The 16,507-nt window shown below is 39.7% G+C and carries 17 protein-coding genes; 7 read left to right on the top strand and 10 right to left on the bottom strand.

The annotated features are described in order from the left end of the window. Positions 1 to 2: 2 nt before the first annotated feature. Positions 3 to 779 (bottom strand): non-homologous end joining protein Ku, encoded by a 777-nt coding sequence (gene ku, locus DSM03_RS12420; RefSeq protein ID WP_128762049.1) that lies wholly within the window; start codon positions 777 to 779, stop codon positions 3 to 5. Between the two features lie 224 nt (positions 780 to 1,003). On the opposite strand from ku, the gene DSM03_RS12415 reads away from it, so the two are divergent. The 6 genes from DSM03_RS12415 (at position 1,004) to DSM03_RS12390 (ending at position 4,797) form a co-directional block, all read left to right on the top strand. Then, the gene (locus DSM03_RS12415) at positions 1,004 to 1,192 is read left to right on the top strand and encodes a hypothetical protein (RefSeq protein ID WP_128763183.1); all 189 of its coding nucleotides are present in this window, start codon (positions 1,004 to 1,006) and stop codon (positions 1,190 to 1,192) included. 327 nt (positions 1,193 to 1,519) lie between these two features. Continuing rightward, a complete protein-coding gene (locus DSM03_RS12410; protein ID WP_128763182.1) occupies positions 1,520 to 1,810 on the top strand; it encodes a hypothetical protein in 291 nt (96 codons plus the stop codon). Positions 1,811 to 1,820: 10 nt separating this feature from the next. Continuing rightward, on the top strand, positions 1,821 to 2,258 hold the full coding sequence (locus DSM03_RS12405) for a hypothetical protein (protein WP_128763181.1): 438 nt from the start codon (positions 1,821 to 1,823) through the stop codon (positions 2,256 to 2,258). Next, positions 2,259 to 2,486, top strand: a complete 228-nt coding sequence (locus DSM03_RS12400) for a hypothetical protein (protein ID WP_128763180.1) — start codon at positions 2,259 to 2,261, stop codon at positions 2,484 to 2,486. Positions 2,487 to 2,514: 28 nt separating this feature from the next. Continuing rightward, the gene (locus tag DSM03_RS12395) at positions 2,515 to 3,363 is read left to right on the top strand and encodes an SDR family oxidoreductase (RefSeq protein WP_128763179.1); all 849 of its coding nucleotides are present in this window, start codon (positions 2,515 to 2,517) and stop codon (positions 3,361 to 3,363) included. A 303-nt stretch (positions 3,364 to 3,666) separates the two neighbouring features. Then, positions 3,667 to 4,797, top strand: coding sequence for a sensor histidine kinase (locus tag DSM03_RS12390; protein ID WP_128763178.1), 1,131 nt, complete (start codon positions 3,667 to 3,669; stop codon positions 4,795 to 4,797). 77 nt (positions 4,798 to 4,874) lie between these two features. Here the strand turns inward: DSM03_RS12390 and DSM03_RS12385 are convergent, their stop codons facing one another. The 7 genes from DSM03_RS12385 to sbnA all read right to left on the bottom strand — a co-directional run bounded on the left by DSM03_RS12385 (position 4,875) and on the right by sbnA (position 12,720). After that, positions 4,875 to 7,013: a catalase gene (locus DSM03_RS12385; protein WP_128763177.1), complete on the bottom strand. Its 2,139-nt coding sequence runs from the start codon at positions 7,011 to 7,013 to the stop codon at positions 4,875 to 4,877. Between the two features lie 163 nt (positions 7,014 to 7,176). Then, on the bottom strand, positions 7,177 to 7,584 hold the full coding sequence (locus tag DSM03_RS12380) for a hypothetical protein (protein ID WP_128763176.1): 408 nt from the start codon (positions 7,582 to 7,584) through the stop codon (positions 7,177 to 7,179). Between the two features lie 15 nt (positions 7,585 to 7,599). After that, positions 7,600 to 8,157: a hypothetical protein gene (locus tag DSM03_RS12375; protein WP_128763175.1), complete on the bottom strand. Its 558-nt coding sequence runs from the start codon at positions 8,155 to 8,157 to the stop codon at positions 7,600 to 7,602. 123 nt (positions 8,158 to 8,280) lie between these two features. Further along, positions 8,281 to 8,544, bottom strand: a complete 264-nt coding sequence (locus DSM03_RS12370) for a SemiSWEET family sugar transporter (protein WP_128762057.1) — start codon at positions 8,542 to 8,544, stop codon at positions 8,281 to 8,283. A gap of 11 nt (positions 8,545 to 8,555) precedes the next feature. Next, positions 8,556 to 9,983, bottom strand: coding sequence for a Y4yA family PLP-dependent enzyme (locus DSM03_RS12365; protein WP_128762058.1), 1,428 nt, complete (start codon positions 9,981 to 9,983; stop codon positions 8,556 to 8,558). Between the two features lie 2 nt (positions 9,984 to 9,985). Then, positions 9,986 to 11,743, bottom strand: coding sequence for an FAD/NAD(P)-binding protein (locus DSM03_RS12360; protein WP_128763174.1), 1,758 nt, complete (start codon positions 11,741 to 11,743; stop codon positions 9,986 to 9,988). Beyond that, on the bottom strand, positions 11,743 to 12,720 hold the full coding sequence (gene sbnA, locus DSM03_RS12355; RefSeq protein WP_128762060.1) for a 2,3-diaminopropionate biosynthesis protein SbnA: 978 nt from the start codon (positions 12,718 to 12,720) through the stop codon (positions 11,743 to 11,745). The genes DSM03_RS12360 and sbnA overlap by 1 nt, the downstream gene beginning before the upstream one ends. 192 nt (positions 12,721 to 12,912) lie before the next feature. On the opposite strand from sbnA, the gene DSM03_RS12350 reads away from it, so the two are divergent. Beyond that, positions 12,913 to 13,437 (top strand): DUF421 domain-containing protein, encoded by a 525-nt coding sequence (locus tag DSM03_RS12350; protein ID WP_128762061.1) that lies wholly within the window; start codon positions 12,913 to 12,915, stop codon positions 13,435 to 13,437. A gap of 29 nt (positions 13,438 to 13,466) precedes the next feature. Here the strand turns inward: DSM03_RS12350 and DSM03_RS12345 are convergent, their stop codons facing one another. After that, positions 13,467 to 14,729: a YdcF family protein gene (locus tag DSM03_RS12345; RefSeq protein WP_236643948.1), complete on the bottom strand. Its 1,263-nt coding sequence runs from the start codon at positions 14,727 to 14,729 to the stop codon at positions 13,467 to 13,469. A gap of 107 nt (positions 14,730 to 14,836) precedes the next feature. Continuing rightward, positions 14,837 to 16,501: a RagB/SusD family nutrient uptake outer membrane protein gene (locus DSM03_RS12340; RefSeq protein ID WP_128763173.1), complete on the bottom strand. Its 1,665-nt coding sequence runs from the start codon at positions 16,499 to 16,501 to the stop codon at positions 14,837 to 14,839. Between the last annotated feature and the right edge of the window lie 6 nt (positions 16,502 to 16,507).

Genomic DNA, 16,507 nt, shown 5'->3' with positions numbered 1-16,507 from the left:
AATCAGGAAGCTTTATTTTTTTTCTTTTTCTCAAGACTGGCTTTTAGCTGTGCCATCAGGTCTTTTGCGGGAGTGGGTTTGCTTTCAAATTTTTCAGGCTCCTTTACTTTTCCGGTGGACTTCGACTTGATAATTTTCATCAACTGGTCGTTGTATACGTCTTTGTATTTAGCAAAGTCAAAGGTCTCGGTGTAGTTTTCTATGAGCGAGATGGCCATATCCACTTCTTTCTTAGTCACCTTAGTCTTGGATAATTTGAGTTCCCCAGGATCGCGTATCTCGTCTTCAAACCTGATCACATGCAAAACCAAAGCATTGTCGTAAACTCCTACCAGACTAAGATGCTCTTTTTGACGCATCACAAAGGTGGCCACGCCTAGTTTTTTGGTCTTTTTCAATGCGTTTCGTAGCAGGTTATACGATTTGCCTCCTTCTTTCTGCGGTTCGAGAAAATATGGCTTTTTAAAAAGAACATCGGCAACTTCAACCTCGTCTATAAATTCCTCGATATCGATGGTTTTGCTTTTTTTGAGGTTGGCCTGTTCAAAGTCTTCCTTTTCAAGGACTACGTATCCGTCATCCTGCTTAAAACCTTTAACGATATCCTTCCATTCTACTTCTTTTCCGGTTTCTTCGTTAATGCGTTTGTAGCGTATACGCGCATTGTCGTGGCGGTCAAGCATATCGAGATCCAACTTGCGGTCCTCCGAGCCGGAATACATTTTTATAGGTATGGAAACCAAACCAAAACTTATTGAACCATTCCAAATTGAGCGCATAGTCTTTTATTTAAAATCAGATTACTCAAGGTAAGTCTTTTAATGAAGATTTAAATTGAGCATTTTGTTAATACTATTTGAATTAGGGAATACTTAACGAATGCCTGAAGAGCCAAGATGAGCATTCTTTTTTAAAACATTCACCCAAGCCTTCCTTCAAAGTAAGGGAGTTATGATTGGACACCAGACGAATTATTGTGTTTAAACCTCAGCACAAACGCGATATGAAGCAGGTGGAAAAAATAGATTTAAATGAAACGCGTCGTGCTGAACTGGATTCAACATCGTTTTACGCTAAGCTTCTTGAATTCGAAATTGAAATGGCGGGCAAGAAAATAAGCTTTTATTTTTTTGGTTTCCAGCTGCATCAACTCGCTCAAAGACATGCTTTGCCGTATCGATGGAAAAAATGAACAGGGAGATGAATGGAAGTTTTATGTTCAATTTTAAGCCCGCTGTTGATTATTTGTTGTGTATCCTATGGTTAATCTGAACCTAAGGATTTTGATTCATTTAACCATGCGGGTTTGGGAGTATAATGCTATACAAATCAGGTATACAAACCTAAAGCTGCTTGAAGTCTATATCGATTCTGAATTTAAAAGGTTTGAATACTACGTACACACTCCTTAACAAGACTTTTTGATAGGCTATTAAAGTTTTCTCAATTGGCATTCTTTACAGTTGTATTATTTTAAGTTATCAATACATTTAATGTACGATTAAAAACAATATTCAATATGAAGACTTCTCCGAACTCCCATTTTGAACGTGCGCTAAATAAACTGCTAAAGCGTTACGATTGCACCCAGAACGAGCGTACGCGCCTGCGTGCTGTAGCTATGACAACTATCTCTAAGATCTCTCACACCGAATATGGTGGTTTTGAGAAACAGACCGGAGCGTTTTTGAGTGAGGCAATGAACAGCACATTTAAAATTAAGATCGACTATATAGATCAACACACACAGGCATTCAAATCCCTGTACCTCGTTCCCAATACTGAGGAGTATTTTGACACAAGTATTTAAGGGTAATATTATGGAATCCTTTTCGATCAATACCCGGGATGCACTACTGCTTGAAACGATAGCCGATCAGCTTGCAAGAGATCAATCTGATTACTTCGATAGACACAAGCGCAGCCTTTATCTGTATGAATCTTACCTTTTTGAAAAGCTTTTTAAGCTTAAAAGAGCTTCCCATATGGTAATAGCAGGCATTTTAAAAGATAATAGGTTTAAAAACCTGAATGCTAATGGGCAAGCGTCTGCAATACGGGAGCAGGCTGCCTGCACTACGTATCAGGGGCTTTGTATTAAAAAATATGAGAATCAGAAACTACAGGTGCTATCACATTATGTGAGTCAATTGGAGGACCGGGCCTTACAAAAGACCTTGTACGCTCAATTGAGTGGAATCAACCAGTTTGTAAAAGGGATCGAAACCTATCAGGTATCTAAAAACTACGTGGAATAAATGCGCTGCGATTCACAAGATCAGAAGCAGCAACCTGTTTTGCGCGTGAAGCAATTAACTATAAATACATATTACGAATCTAAATCTATAATTATGAGTGCTAAAAATGAAAAGTCGAAAAATGATAAAAAAGAAAATAAGGACTCCATCGACAAAGGACCTTTAAAAGATAAACATACCAATCAATACGGTAATACCGATGATAAGCCTAAGAAAAGAGGCGCATAATAGATCATAAGCTCAAACAATCTATATCATGACAAAACCATCAAAATTTCCGGAACAGGAACAAGAGTTACCCGGTAGTGAAAAAGACATGAACCCGCAGCCCGAAATTGTACGGAAGGGCTATACCGGTTCGGGTAAATTAAAAAATAAAGTAGCCTTGATCACCGGCGGAGACAGCGGCATCGGTCGCAGTGTGGCCGTTCATTTTGCCATAGAAGGTGCTTCTGTAGCGATTATTTACAAATCAGAGACCGAAGACGCATTAGATACTCAGAAGCTGGTAGAAGAACACGGACAGAAGTGCCTCTTGATCGAAGGGGATGTGCGGGATGCTGAATTTTGTAAAGAGGCTGTTGCACAAACCCGCTCAGAGCTGGGACACATTCATATTTTGGTTAACAATGCAGCAGTGCAATTTCCAAAAGATACGGTTTCTGAGATCGACGAAGACCAATTGGCTACAACTTTTGAGACCAATATTTATCCGTATTTTTTCTTTACCAAGGCATTAGAAAGTCAGTTTGAAAGTGGAGACTGTGTGATCAATTCCACTTCGGTAACCGCATACAGAGGTTCATCGCACATGCTGGATTATAGCAGTACCAAGGGAGCTATCACAACCTTTACCCGTTCCCTGAGTAAAATGTGGGCACCCAAGAATATTCGGGTCAATGGCGTGGCTCCGGGGCCGATCTGGACGCCGTTAATCCCGGCAACCTTTGATGAGGTATCAGATTTTGGTCAGGACGTGCCTTTGGGCAGAGCCGGGCAACCCAGTGAAGTTGCGCCCGCTTATGTATTTCTGGCATCAGAAGACAGCAGCTATATAACCGGACAGGTTATTCATGTGAATGGGGGAGAAGTGGTAGGAGCTTAACATCAAATCCCATTTATTATTTTAAATTATGTTTTAAGTATCCCGTTTGCATACAACAGCAAACGGGATACTTCTTTTTATACCTCAACAAATCGTTGAAAAAAGATTCTTTAAAACCAATTTATTTTAAAAATTTGCATTTATTTAAATATTCAATCAATTGTTTTTAAGTATTTTACACTGTAGTTTTTAAGTTTTACCCCAAGTCGTTTATTTGAGTTAGAAGTCTTTATACACGTATTCAATCTTGAATTTTTGCAATACTATTTTAATCAACCAACTAAAAAGTTTAAGAGAATCGATATGAACGATATTGCTAAGTTAATTGAGAATAATAACGATACCATTATTAACATGTGGGAAGAAAAGGTTATCAAAGAAATTGAGGTTTCTAAAAATACCAAAAGCTTAGTCTTGAGGAATCAACTTCCGCATCTGCTGAATGATATTGCAGTTATATTAGAGGGACAGGATGATCTTATCAATATAAAAAATGAGGAAAGTTATCAAGGCATCTTAACGAATAGTGAAGACCATGGAAGGCATAGAGCAACTACACTTAATTACACCATAGCTAGTATATTAGAAGAATATGTAGTTTTTAATGAGGTGATCACAGCATTTTTGAGAGAGCGAAATTCATATGATGTAAATGTAGGTTTAGTTCTGCATTATGTAATTCAAACTGCAATGGTTCAATCTGCTCGATCTTTTAGTGATTCTATTAATGACATGAAAGAAAAGTTGATAAGCATGCTTGCACATGATATTAGGAACCCCCTTTCAGCAGCAAAAGTAGCACTAGAAATGCTTAAAACAGAAACCGATATCCATGAAATTCATGAAGTTTCTAAAATGACAGCAACCAGTCTGGATTTTTCTTTAAAACTAATTGAAGGCCTGCTAGATGCAATCACTATAGAAGCTGGAGAAGGTATAACGCTCAATTTTAAAGAATGTGATTTACTGAAAGATATACGGTGGGTAGTTGAGGAGACCCGATTGATATTTCCGAATACGATTATTGAAAATTTTCATGCTTCACAAATTATTGGGGTCTTTGATGGTATGGCCATACGAAGAATTTTAGAAAACTTAATCACCAATGCTGTAAAATATGGAACTAGTAAAGAACCCATAACGATAGCTGTTAGTGATTTAGGAGATCAAACGCGTATAAGTGTTCATAATTTTGGAGAACCTATACCAGAGCACAAACAAGATGAGATTTTTGATTACCTAAAGTCGAATAAGCGTGTAAAAAAAGAAGGGATTAAAAGTTGGGGCCTAGGTCTTAGCCTGGTTAAAACTGTAACAGAAGCTCATGGCGGAACTGTAAAAGTTTTGAGCAATGAAGAACTGGGTACTGAATTTCAAATAAGCCTCTTAAAGAATATCATTAAATCGGGTAAGATAAAAACACAACTAACCTGAAACTGAAACCCTTTTTCTTTAAAAAATAACCCAAAGCGGATACTGCTTTGGGTTATTGCTTACATAAGTATTTAATTCTATACAGGTATTGAGGAAGCAGTCTCCATACGGTCCCAGTTTCGATGCTGTTTAATGGCATCAATAAAATCCTGGGCTTTTGCATCTACAAATACAGCTTTATCTTTCGTGTAATTTTTGATATAACTTTCTTTGAGTAGTTCTTCTCCAGCTCCTAATACAGCTATGGCTTTGCAATGTTTAAAAGCTTCACTGATAAACTTAGCATATTTGCCTTTCTTTAAAAGGCTTTTAACCGATTGCTCACCTCCCGGAACCAAAATGGCATCAAACAATACACTTTCGGTGGTCATGATCGCAGCAGCAACTTTATGTTCCATATCCTGATCGCAGGTAATACTACCTCCGTGAGGTGCCACAATTTTAACAACAGCACCTGCTTTTTCTAAGGCAGCTTTATACGGTTTAAAACTTTCCATCTCAAAACCATCTGCAGCCAGTACCGCGATCTGGCGGGTAGCAATGCTGTCAAATTTTGTCTTTGCCTGACTCAAGGCATTGTCTTTTTTCAGATAGTCTTTTTTAGGTTGAGGCTGAAACTTTTCAACGTCAGCATCAGCACCTATGGCCTGGTTTACAGGCTGCTCAATCTTTTTAGGGATTTTTAAACCGAGGCCGTCTGCAACTTTAGTGGCCAGGTTTTCATCTATCTGATTGATGATCCAAAGCATGCGCTCTTGAATGTCCTGATGGTTGCATTTACCCAATTCAAACGTATACGCATCTGCTACGTGCTCTTGTTCCCAAGGGGCCAGACTGCGGTAAAATAATGCGGGTTGGGAAAAGTGATCGCTAAAGCTCTCGCTGCGTGAGCGTATTTTATGCGCGTCTATACGTTCTTCGTGATGCGTAAAACCGCCCTCGGCCATTTTAGCCAAATGCGGACAACCCATACTCAGGGAGTTGGGGAAATAAGCCGTTTGTCCTTTAGGGATTTCCGTCTGCATATGTCCGTCTCGCTGGTTGTTATGACTGGGTACTACCGGTCTGTTGATGGGGATCTGGTGAAAATTAGGGCTGCCCAAACGCGACAATTGCGTATCGCGGTAGGAGAATAACCTTCCTTGTAAAAGTGGGTCGTTCGTAAAATCAATTCCCGGTACGATATGTCCCGGTAAGAAAGCAACCTGTTCGGTTTCTGCAAAGAAATTTTCAGGGTTTTTATTCAAGGTCATCTTACCGATGATCTCTACAGGCACCAGTTCTTCTGGAATTAACTTCGTAGGATCAAGCAGGTCAAAATCGTATTTATGTTCGTCTTCTTCTGCGACCACCTGAATACCAAATTCCCACTCGGGATATTGACCGGCTTCAATAGCGTCCCACAGATCTCTGCGGTGAAAGTCAGAATCGGCACCATTGATCTTTACTGCTTCATCCCAGGTAACCGAATGCACACCCAATACCGGTTTCCAATGGAATTTTACGAAGTGTGATTTTCCTTCCTCATTTATAAAACGAAAGGTATGAATCCCAAAACCTTCCATCATACGGAAGCTACGCGGAATACCCCGGTCGCTCATCACCCAGATGTGGTTGTGCAGGGTTTCGGTAGCACGAGAAACAAAATCGTAAAAGGTATCGTGGGCAGAAGCCGCCTGCGGGATCTCGTTATTCGGTTCGGGTTTAACCGAGTGAATGAGGTCTGGAAATTTCATCGCATCCTGAATAAAAAAGACAGGCATATTGTTTCCTACCAGATCCCAGGTACCTTCTTCAGTATAAAACTTTACGGCAAAACCGCGTACGTCCCGAGCTAAATCTGGAGAGCCTTTAGAACCCGCAACGGTAGAAAAACGTACAAATACCGGGGTCTTGCGTTGTGTGTCTGTAAAGAGTCCGGCTTTCGTATACTTTTCAATACTCTCATACAATTCAAAATATCCGTGCGCTCCACTTCCTCGAGCGTGAACGATGCGTTCTGGAATGCGCTCATGGTCAAAGCTGGTGATCTTTTCGCGTAGCAAAAAATCTTCAAGCAACGTGGCGCCGCGTTCACCGGCTTTTAAGGAGTTGTTGGTGTCGTTTACTTTAAGACCCTGATTGGTTGTAAGGTTTTTATCTGTAAAATCTTTGGTACTGTCAGCAAGCTGATCGATCTTTTTAGAAGTTGATTTACTTTTATTTTCTTTAGCCATTATGCGAAGACTTTGGTTAGTATATTTTCTAAAATTAGGTTGAAAACACACCAAATGGTCAAAATAAAGGTTAAAGTATATCTATAGATAAATTAAAATTATCTTAAATAATAGCTAAGTGCGCTGTAGGGGTATAAATGGATCAAACCATGAGGAATGCGTTTTAGTAGGTACATAGTGCTGCTGTGGCAAAAACGATATGCGCTGCTATTAGGTTTACATAGTACCACGAGACATTGAGTTTATGAGGGTAGTGGGTCATTTTAAAAAGGATCCCCCACATTACAATACCCAGAACACCTTCTAAGAATCCATATACTAAAATTGTAGCGATCAACGATAATGGGTAAAGATCATTAAGGAAAATGAGTAAATACATAAAACCAATTCCCGTTAAATAATGAGTCACCCACCCCAGTGGGTTGCGCCATCCTCTCTTTTTAAAGAGCAACACATTCAACCAATACGGTTCAATCAAATTCTGCGCGAGTATTTTGCTGAGGATACAACTAAATGCGGTCATCAACACGGTGCTCAAAAGCGCAATACCCAATATTAAAAGGACATCCATTTACTAGCAATTTGTTTAGTTCTTTTCTTTTTCTTCTTCTTCTTTTTCTTCAATCTCTTCTTCCGAGATCAAGTAATGGTCTTTACCCAGGCCAACGATTGAAATGATATTTGTTACTGTACTGTATAGCAACAGTACTACCGTAACCATCATTCCACTAATTAAAGAAGAGAAAAAGAGCGTGATCCAGTATAAATACTTAAACCAAGAGGTAGGGACTTCTTCAGATTCTGTAATGGGAATGTTGAACATCTGAAATAAAACCAAGGCGGTGATGAAAAGTACCGTGTCTATTTTGGCAATGTTAGAAACCTGAATATAATGCGCTTTTTTAAGGGTAGACTTTGAACTGGTACTGATTCCCAGAAGGGTTAGTAATAAAGTTAGAATGGTAGCAGAGCCTAATACAATGGTATTGCATAACATATTCACTCCGGATAAGGAAGCTTCAATGAGTTCTTTCGCTTTATAGCCACTCACATTACCCAACAGGAAGATACCGATCAGTAAAAAAAGAAAGGTTAGGAGTCCGCCAAATATGGATCGTTTATTTGTTGTAAAAAAATCGTTCATAGGTGTTTTTAATGGATTGGTATTTTATTGGATGATCAAGCGTTAAGCAGTTTCCTTTTAATTCCCTGCGGGCTTGCCTTGACAGTTTGCTCAAGAGGTAGAAACAGATTGGGTTGCTAAAACTTATTTTGGAGGGGGCTTACTGTATGCCAGTTTGGTATACACCATGATGCTGTTAAAAAGAAAAGAGAGTCCGTTTGTGATGATGATGGGCCAGTCTTCTTTGAATATCCCATAAATCGTCCAGGAACCCACGCCGATCAACAGGCAGATGAACATCCACAGTGAGATGTCTTCAGCCGATCTTGTTTGTATAACCTTAAACACCTGGGGTAGTACAGCCAGCGTTGTAAATATACTCGCGATAACTCCTATTGCTGTTTCCATGATATTTAAGATTATAATTCTTCTTCTATAGCATCTATAGAGAAGGTTTTTGGGTTATTGGTCAGGCTTAAATTTTTTGCTCGTTCAAACAAATGCGCTTCCGTTTCAAAGAAGTGCATCATATAGCCTGCTGTATTTACAAACAGTACGGTATCACCTATCTCGGGGAGTTGAGGTAAGCTGATTTTACGTTTTAAAAGTACATCTCGCTCCAGGCAATACGCTCCCGTAAAATATACCGCTACGGCTTCTGAATCAGCATTTGGGTTTTTATAACTTATAAAAGGGTCAAGGAGAAAGTCGGCGCTTGAACTTTTGAGTTGCGACATATTCATTTCAAGACCTATAAGGTGGTTGCCTCTGGCATCTACTTTACGGTGTGCCACGCGTGCCAGAGTGATTCCTACCTGGTTGAGCAAGCTACGACCCGGCTCCAGACGTAATTCGATACCTTTTTGTTTAAGACGTTGCGCCACTGTTTTATTTTCGGTATTGGTCGTTTCTAAAATCTCTTTGAGGAAACTTGCTTTAGAATTTTCATTAAAATAAGGGTAGGCAGCCAGATCGCCTTCCAGGTGACCATCTCTATTGCGATATCCCAAACCGTCGTTGTTATACGTTATGGGATCGTGTTTTTCTAACACCGCCTGCTTGAGCGTGTCTTTAAACCTATTCCATTCCTGTTGCGATTGCAGGTAATTCATCAGAATTCCGCCTCCCATATCTATAAAAGATATGGGGAAGTTTACATGCTGTAATTTAGCTATAATATCCAGAGTCTGGTGTAAGGCTTCTCCACGCTGGGCTGTACTGTATCCGTCCAGATGAAAATGAAAACCTTCCACGCTAAGTTGTTCATGAGTATCGGGATTTTTGAAATAGGCTTCTAGAAATGGTATTACAGCATCTACGTCAAAACCAAATCGGCTGAAAAGTTTAGCTTCCTGATGTTTAAATCCTGAAATACGTATACCTATTTTGGCAGTTTGGTTTAAAGATTTTGCAATAGCTCTAACCTGATCCAGTTCATCTTTGTTGTCAATTATCAACAGCACTTTATTCTTCACAGCCAGCTCCAAAAGTGCTTTATTTTTGATCGCAGCGGTAGAGATGAGTTGTTTAGGATTTACATCAAGATCCAGACATTGTTGAAGTTCCGGTAAACTTGCAGTGTCTATTCCAATTCCGACTTCAACAGCTGCAGGAATCAAGTTTTTAAACTTATTGGCTTTCCGCGCAAAAAAGAGTTGGTATTTAAAACCGTAGGTGTCTAATATGCTTTTATATTCGGCAATATTATCTTGAAAAGCACCTAAATGATGCAGGTTAACAGGCGAGTTATAGGTTTCCAATACTGCTTCCTGCAGTTTAAAATCCTCCATAATGCTATGCATCCAGGGAGAAGTAATGGGCTTTAAAGGAGGTAAATAAGTATTCATAATTAGGTTGTAAGAGCAGTTTTAGATTGAATGTATTGAATGACCGTATTTTTAGCCCACATACTGGCGGTATCATTATGCGTACGGGAAAGGGTGTCATTATCAAATAAGGCACCTTCTGTAGGAGTACCGTATAAAACCATGTTTTTTTCGATAGCCCCTGATGCATCTACCGGATGTCCTTGCCGGGTACATTTTACTTCAACAGCATTCAGATTTGCCGTATGTGAAAAAAGAGCAGGCTTAGCAATCGGGTTAAAAAGTACTGCGGCTTCCTTAGAAAAACCACGGGGAAGCCGGGCATCTAGTATATAGTCCATTTCTATTTTTTGAGTTTTAGTTTGCAGGTAACAGGCATCCCGTTTTTCAATTAACTGTGGACTTTTTGCATAGGAAAAGTCAAGAATTCCTGCTTGCATTAACGCTAGCATTTTTTGAATATTTTGAACCGGAGGGCCATAAGCAACCCGGTTAAAAAGTCCGAAATACTTATTTTGAAAGATTGATCTAGAAGCAGGAGTTAATACATTAGCGCTGTACAAGCGGTTAAAATCCTCAGCTGCAAAACGCCAAGCTGCAACGGCTGCCGCATATGGGCTCTCCTTTTTTTCAGACTCAATGATCCAGAATTCCCAAAAGTTTTTGACTGCTTGTTGCAAATTACTTTCAGGATTTAATTTAGGGTATAAAATGCTTTGAGCTTTAAATTGGTTAACTTTTGGAAAGCGCTTATGAAAGTCTTTTTGCACGTTACGAAAATGTTCGATACTTACTGAAGGAGTATATTCGTAGTGGTAGTGCTTAAATAGTCTATGATAATATTCCGCTTCAATATCCACTTTGAGTATTGGAAGAACTTGTTTTTCAAAATCTAATATCCGTTTGTTTTTTAAAGTATCTTCAACAAGATGCTTAAGAAAAAAACTGGTTTGTTTTAGATTTATAGCAGCTAATCCTCGAGGGATGATAGGAATTCCAGATCTTGAAAAGGGCATTATTTTAAAGGGCTCAGTTCCACTTTTAGTATACGAATAGCTTCCTGATTCTGATTTTTTGAACGCTCCGTCTCGTCCTTCGGTCAAACCCAGAATCGTATCAATAGCTGTAAGGCCTATGCCTTTGCACAACACTGTTGTTCCCGATTTTACAGGCGTTAGTTTTTTATCAAAAGGATAAACAAACGGAATCGTGTAATCACAATTAGAAGCGGTTTGGTAAGCACTTGAAATAGCCGGACTATGACCTGTTGTGAGTAACAGTGTTTTAAAAGTGAGTCCCGCACCAGCACCAGTTGTAGTATCAATATAAAAACCGCTATCGCCTTTTTTAATTGCGGTTACCGTAGTGATGTGTTTTTTAATTTTTACTCTTGAGCTTCCAGCTTTGAGCAGTAGATTGAAATAATATTTCAGATAGCGACCTACAGCTGCCCGTGGTGCTATTTGCTTTTCTTCATATGAAATACTATTACCGGTAAACTTACTAACCCATTCACTGTATGAGCTCATGGGAATCATAGCATCGCATTCGGTACGGGGAACAGATGAAATATATTTATTAGGGTAATTCATCAGGAGGTATTCCGGTTGGTTGATATCATAAACCCAGCCGGTAGCAAAAGCATCTGATTCATTAAAAAGATGGATGCACATGTCTGTATGATCGTCCAATTGATCAATCTCAGCCAAAAGCCTTTCAAACCCGTAAAAACCTTTAGGACCTAAACCAATAATCCCCACATTAAAAACGGAGGTGTCCATTATTTTAAATGTTTAGTTACCCAAGCTTCATTATATATTGTATCCAGATAGCGCTCCCCTCTGTCGCAAAGAATCAATACACACTTACCCTCTTTATGCAGACTAGGAGCTCTCTTTAAAAAGGCGGAAACTACAGCTCCCGAGGAGCCACCAGCTAAGATACTTTCGGTTTTTAAAAGTTTTTGACAGCCTTCAACACATTCTTTATCAGAAATATGCATTACGCCATTTACGAGCTCTTTATTTAAAAATTGAGAAGGAAGGCCCGCGCCATGACCGGGGATGAAACGTTCTTTGGGCGCGTCTCCAAAAATGACACTTCCACAAGCATCTACAGCGATGAGCTTTGTTCTTAAATTATTTTCTTTGATGTAAGTGGCACAGCCCATTAAAGTTCCACAGGTACTGGTAGCAGAAAATACATAATCTACATCCGGCAACTGACTAGTAATCTCGCTCATCGTTTTATAATGTGCGTGAGGATTTGCACGGTTACCATACTGGTTCGTCCAAAGAGACTGAGGGATTTCTGAAAGCAACTGCTTGACTCGGTTTAAACGAGCTCCTAGATAGCCTCCTTTTTTATCGGGTTTGTTGACCGTATTTATTTGAACTCCATAGGCTTTTAAAATTTTTAAAGTATGGTTGTTAGCTTTAGGATCAACGACAATCACAAGAGGAATGTTGTAATAGCCACAAACTTGCGCCAGCCCTATAGCCATATTACCACTACTGCTTTCGACAAGCGTAGTCTTTGGAGTAATTTCTCCTTTCTTGATTCCTTCTTCAACAATACTTAATGAAGTGCGATCTTTAATGCTTCCTCCGGGGTTTGCCATTTCAAGCTTTCCGAATACATCAATACCCGAACGCGCAGTTAGTTGTTTTAAATGAATCAAAGGCGTATTGCCTATCGTATTTAAAATGGAATTTTGCTCACTTACCGTGAATCTGGGAGAAGCTAATACCGTGTTCATTGGGCGCGTTGCTAGTTGAAAATTTATGAACTCTATATTCTATAAAAATATATTGCCTTAAGTTGTATTTTATTTATAATAACAATATTTAACAGTAGTGCGTTAAAAATTTTAAAATTGAAGGATTTCTGAAGAGGCAGCGGGGATGTTTAGCCTAATTTGTAAGCTTAACTTCTTAAAGAGAAAAGACCTATGGAAAACTGGATTTATGCCTCACTCCCTACACTTTTAAAAGTATTGATTTCGGTAGTGGTTATTTTTACCATAATTGTAGCGATCACAAGGATCTCGGGCTTGCGCACGTTCGCCAAGATGTCGAGTTTTGATTTTGCTTCAACCATTGCAATAGGATCTATATTGGCTTCGGTTGTTATGAATACGAACCAGTCTTTATTAAAAGGTGGTTTGGCTCTTGCAGCCATTGTAGCATTTCAATCCTTTTTTGCATTTGTAGTTCGTAAATCTAAAAAGGCAGACAGTTTACTTACCAATGATCCCATTATGTTGATGTATAACGGTAAAATTCTTTACGAAAACCTAGAACAAACCAATGTGGGAGAGACTGATCTGATTGCCAAACTCAGGGAGGCAAATGCCCTGCGATTTTCTGAGGTAAAGGCTGTGATCTTAGAATCTACAGGAGACATGTCTGTTTTACACGGCAACGAAGGAATTGAACTCGACCCTGATATTTTAAAAGGAGTAAAAGGGTTTTGAGGATTGTTGAATACTAAACCACACCTTATTTAAGGATCTAAGGGCTCCATCGGATTTTGTTGTAATGCTTCCAGTTGTGGTAAGAACTCCAGAGTCGTGGCATCTATACGATTTAAAATTCGAGCAGGAGCATATCCCAGCTCTTCTTGACAACGCTCTATGAACCGCTGGTCTCCGGTGTAAGCACTGTGCAAATTATTCGTAATTACAAGAGATCTTTGCTTCAAAGGCATCGCATAGGCGATCATAAGCCGGGCTGCATTTCTCAGGTTTGTGGTTGTATGCCGGGCGTGGGGTTCAATTATGATATGCTCTTCGGGAATTCGATAGTAATTTATGAGTTCTTTTTTCATTTCAATAGCTTCTGCATAGTCGGCACGAAACGGGTGTGCGTGTCCTCCAGACACTATAATGAACGGAGCTTGCTTTTGACGGTATTTTAAAACACCCAGTTGTAAATTTAGTTTTCCCACTGCAGAAAGTCTGTCTCTGTAGTTTTCGGGTCCGTTGCCCAATACCAAAATACTGGCATACAGATATGCATCAAAGTCGGTATGCTTTACGTGAGCAGCAGCCTTTGCATTTTCTTTTAAGATGAGCGGTTCATAACGGCTTGCTTCGTCCCGGTGATTCATATAGAGTAAGGCCAGCGCATAGTTGAGACTATTCTCAAAAAACAATGCCGGTTTATCATTCTCCTGTTTTACAAACCGGTCGCTCCACATCCATAAGGCTCCTTTGTAATAGGAAGAAGAAACATCATAAGAGATAGAGTCTATGGTAGCATATTGTGGTGCTTCACCCAGCCCATATACTGTTAAGTTATGATTGATGCCTGCCGCGCATAAGTTCCAGCATGCTTCCAGATAATCGGCATCAGAAAGCTCTTTATAAGCTTCATATGCCCCTGAAGGTCTCAGGTTGGTTCTTATAAAGTGTTGTAGTACGGCTGATCGCTGCACCAAGTTTTTCAGTTCGTCACCAATTTGAGAAATTTCTTTTTGAGAAAAGAGGTATGTTTTTACCAGCAACGCGGGATTTTCTTTATGCTGTTGTAAAGATCCTGCCAGCAATTTATCCTGGGATTCCTTGAATGCTTTGAGAACCGAATTAGTCATTAAGAGTTGCTTTACTGCTTCCTCATTCTGAATTGCGGTAAAGAGGTAAAAGTTTTTATCCTGAAGTAGATTTTCTGATCGAGCGGCTTTAAAACTCGGATCGTATCCTTTTTGAGCCTTCATCTGTACAGTAGTAAAACAGATGATCACCAGTGTAACAACAAACGTTCTCATAGTTATCGTATTAAAAAGAGGTTAAAGAAATCAGCTATCGAGATCCGGAGTGTAGTTACCCATCCATAAATCGATTCCTTTTTCTTTAACCTCTTGATCAAAAAAACTTAGTAGCCTGCATTCTGAGTGATGAGACCTTCCGGGCTACTGTCTATGTAGCGTTGTGGGATAGGCCAATACTCGTGGGTGCCTTCTATAAAATTAGCATTTGTTAAATGTGTACGGCGTGTTTTTTCAACTTCCAGATACGCATTGATTACTTTTTCAGCTTGTCCCCAGCGTACCAGATTGAAGAACCGATGCCCTTCCATAGCCAATTCTAAACGGGTTTCCAGATGAACCGCTTCACGGGCTGCATCTTTGTCGGTCCAGTTAGTATCATAGGTGGCTACACTATAGTTTGCAGCATCTTGCGAACCGTCTAGCGTTTTTACCGTTTCGGTATTGGCAGCACGTGTTCTGATCTGATTCACTAAAGCTCTTGCTTCTTCAAGTTTATCTAACTCAACAGCAGCTTCAGCTCTCCACAAGAGCACTTCAGCATAGCGTATGATGTAATAATTTAAAGCGTTCACGTACGGCCAGGTATTTACAAAGGCTGGAGAGTTGGCAGAAACTATTCGCTTCTTAGGAGCCAGAGGACCATATGTAGCCAGATCACGTGCCCAGCTTGCGTCATAAAGAATATCTAAATCCTTATAAGGAATACCGGGACGTCCTACTGTAATATCTAAACGAGGATCTACATTATCTGCATCGGTCAGGTTGATGTTGTTGTCAACCGGTAAACCGCTGGCATCTGTTTTAAAGGTATTGATCAAATTTTGTGAAGGACGGTGAAAACCATATTGCGAGTAGAACGGTCCGCCCGGTGCCGTTAAACGATCTCCGATACTTCCGTTATAGTTATCAGGTTGGCCATCATTCACTGTATGTTGTACGGCAAAGATCACTTCTTTACTGTTATCATTTTCCGGCAAAAACACCTCCTGAAAGTCCTCTAAAAGTCCGTATTGACTATTGAGCACTTCTGTGCTGTTATCATAAACTTTTTGCCATTCTTGCTGAAATAAATAGCACTTAGTCAAATACGCTTTAGCAGCAACTTTGGTAGGTCTTCCCAATTCGGTTTGTGTATCGGGTAAGCCTTCATAAGCTGTCTGAAAATTCTCTTCAATTTTAGTCCATAGCTCTTCAGATGTAAATTCTGTATTGGATTTAGCATAATCAGCAACAGTCAGTGCAGATTCATCAATATAGGGGATATGGTTGTAGATCTTTTTAAGTTCAAAGTAATAATGCCCGCGTAAGAAGTTCAGCTCTGCGTGGCGTTGTACCTTAAGTTCTGAATCAAAATCTTCTGATGCATTGAGTAATTTTATCGCTTCGTTACTGCGTTTTACTCCTTCGTAGAGTGCCATCCATTTGCGCTCCACATCAAGTACACTAGAATTGGTATTGAAAATTTCCATCTGGTGAATGTTGTTATTGTCACCAGTACCGCCGCCACCTTTATAGGCATCGTCAGATACCACATCTCCAAAACTCCAGTTAGAAGCCGGGGAGTTATAGGCATTACTCGCACCGTCAAACTGACCGTTAAGTACACTGTAGGCAGCGATGATGGCACGCTCTACATTTTCAGGTTTTGTCATTTCTGACGGAGCTACTTCCCCATAGGTCGTCTCATCCAGATAGTCATTAGAACACGACAAGCTGTTAGCTGCAAAAGCCAGAATAAATATATATTGAATAGTTTTAGTACGTTTCATAAAGAT

The organism is Leeuwenhoekiella aestuarii (assembly GCF_004104055.1).
GTDB lineage: Bacteria > Bacteroidota > Bacteroidia > Flavobacteriales > Flavobacteriaceae > Leeuwenhoekiella > Leeuwenhoekiella aestuarii.
This window is presented reverse-complemented; position numbering and strand designations above follow the sequence as displayed.

What these genes read in the sequence shown, in the direction of transcription:
- DSM03_RS12370 (WP_128762057.1), bottom strand. Translation starts at nt 8,544, where the DNA reads ATGGAAACAGCAATAGGAGTTATCGCGAGTATATTTACAACGCTGGCT.
- sbnA (WP_128762060.1), bottom strand. Translation starts at nt 12,720, where the DNA reads ATGAACACGGTATTAGCTTCTCCCAGATTCACGGTAAGTGAGCAAAAT.
- DSM03_RS12415 (WP_128763183.1), top strand. Translation starts at nt 1,004, where the DNA reads ATGAAGCAGGTGGAAAAAATAGATTTAAATGAAACGCGTCGTGCTGAA.
- DSM03_RS12400 (WP_128763180.1), top strand. Translation starts at nt 2,259, where the DNA reads ATGCGCTGCGATTCACAAGATCAGAAGCAGCAACCTGTTTTGCGCGTG.
- ku (WP_128762049.1), bottom strand. Translation starts at nt 779, where the DNA reads ATGCGCTCAATTTGGAATGGTTCAATAAGTTTTGGTTTGGTTTCCATA.
- DSM03_RS12345 (WP_236643948.1), bottom strand. Translation starts at nt 14,729, where the DNA reads ATGAGAACGTTTGTTGTTACACTGGTGATCATCTGTTTTACTACTGTA.
- DSM03_RS12365 (WP_128762058.1), bottom strand. Translation starts at nt 9,983, where the DNA reads ATGAATACTTATTTACCTCCTTTAAAGCCCATTACTTCTCCCTGGATG.
- DSM03_RS12405 (WP_128763181.1), top strand. Translation starts at nt 1,821, where the DNA reads ATGGAATCCTTTTCGATCAATACCCGGGATGCACTACTGCTTGAAACG.
- DSM03_RS12410 (WP_128763182.1), top strand. Translation starts at nt 1,520, where the DNA reads ATGAAGACTTCTCCGAACTCCCATTTTGAACGTGCGCTAAATAAACTG.
- DSM03_RS12385 (WP_128763177.1), bottom strand. Translation starts at nt 7,013, where the DNA reads ATGGCTAAAGAAAATAAAAGTAAATCAACTTCTAAAAAGATCGATCAG.
- DSM03_RS12360 (WP_128763174.1), bottom strand. Translation starts at nt 11,743, where the DNA reads ATGGACACCTCCGTTTTTAATGTGGGGATTATTGGTTTAGGTCCTAAA.
- DSM03_RS12375 (WP_128763175.1), bottom strand. Translation starts at nt 8,157, where the DNA reads ATGAACGATTTTTTTACAACAAATAAACGATCCATATTTGGCGGACTC.
- DSM03_RS12340 (WP_128763173.1), bottom strand. Translation starts at nt 16,501, where the DNA reads ATGAAACGTACTAAAACTATTCAATATATATTTATTCTGGCTTTTGCA.
- DSM03_RS12350 (WP_128762061.1), top strand. Translation starts at nt 12,913, where the DNA reads ATGGAAAACTGGATTTATGCCTCACTCCCTACACTTTTAAAAGTATTG.
- DSM03_RS12390 (WP_128763178.1), top strand. Translation starts at nt 3,667, where the DNA reads ATGAACGATATTGCTAAGTTAATTGAGAATAATAACGATACCATTATT.
- DSM03_RS12380 (WP_128763176.1), bottom strand. Translation starts at nt 7,584, where the DNA reads ATGGATGTCCTTTTAATATTGGGTATTGCGCTTTTGAGCACCGTGTTG.
- DSM03_RS12395 (WP_128763179.1), top strand. Translation starts at nt 2,515, where the DNA reads ATGACAAAACCATCAAAATTTCCGGAACAGGAACAAGAGTTACCCGGT.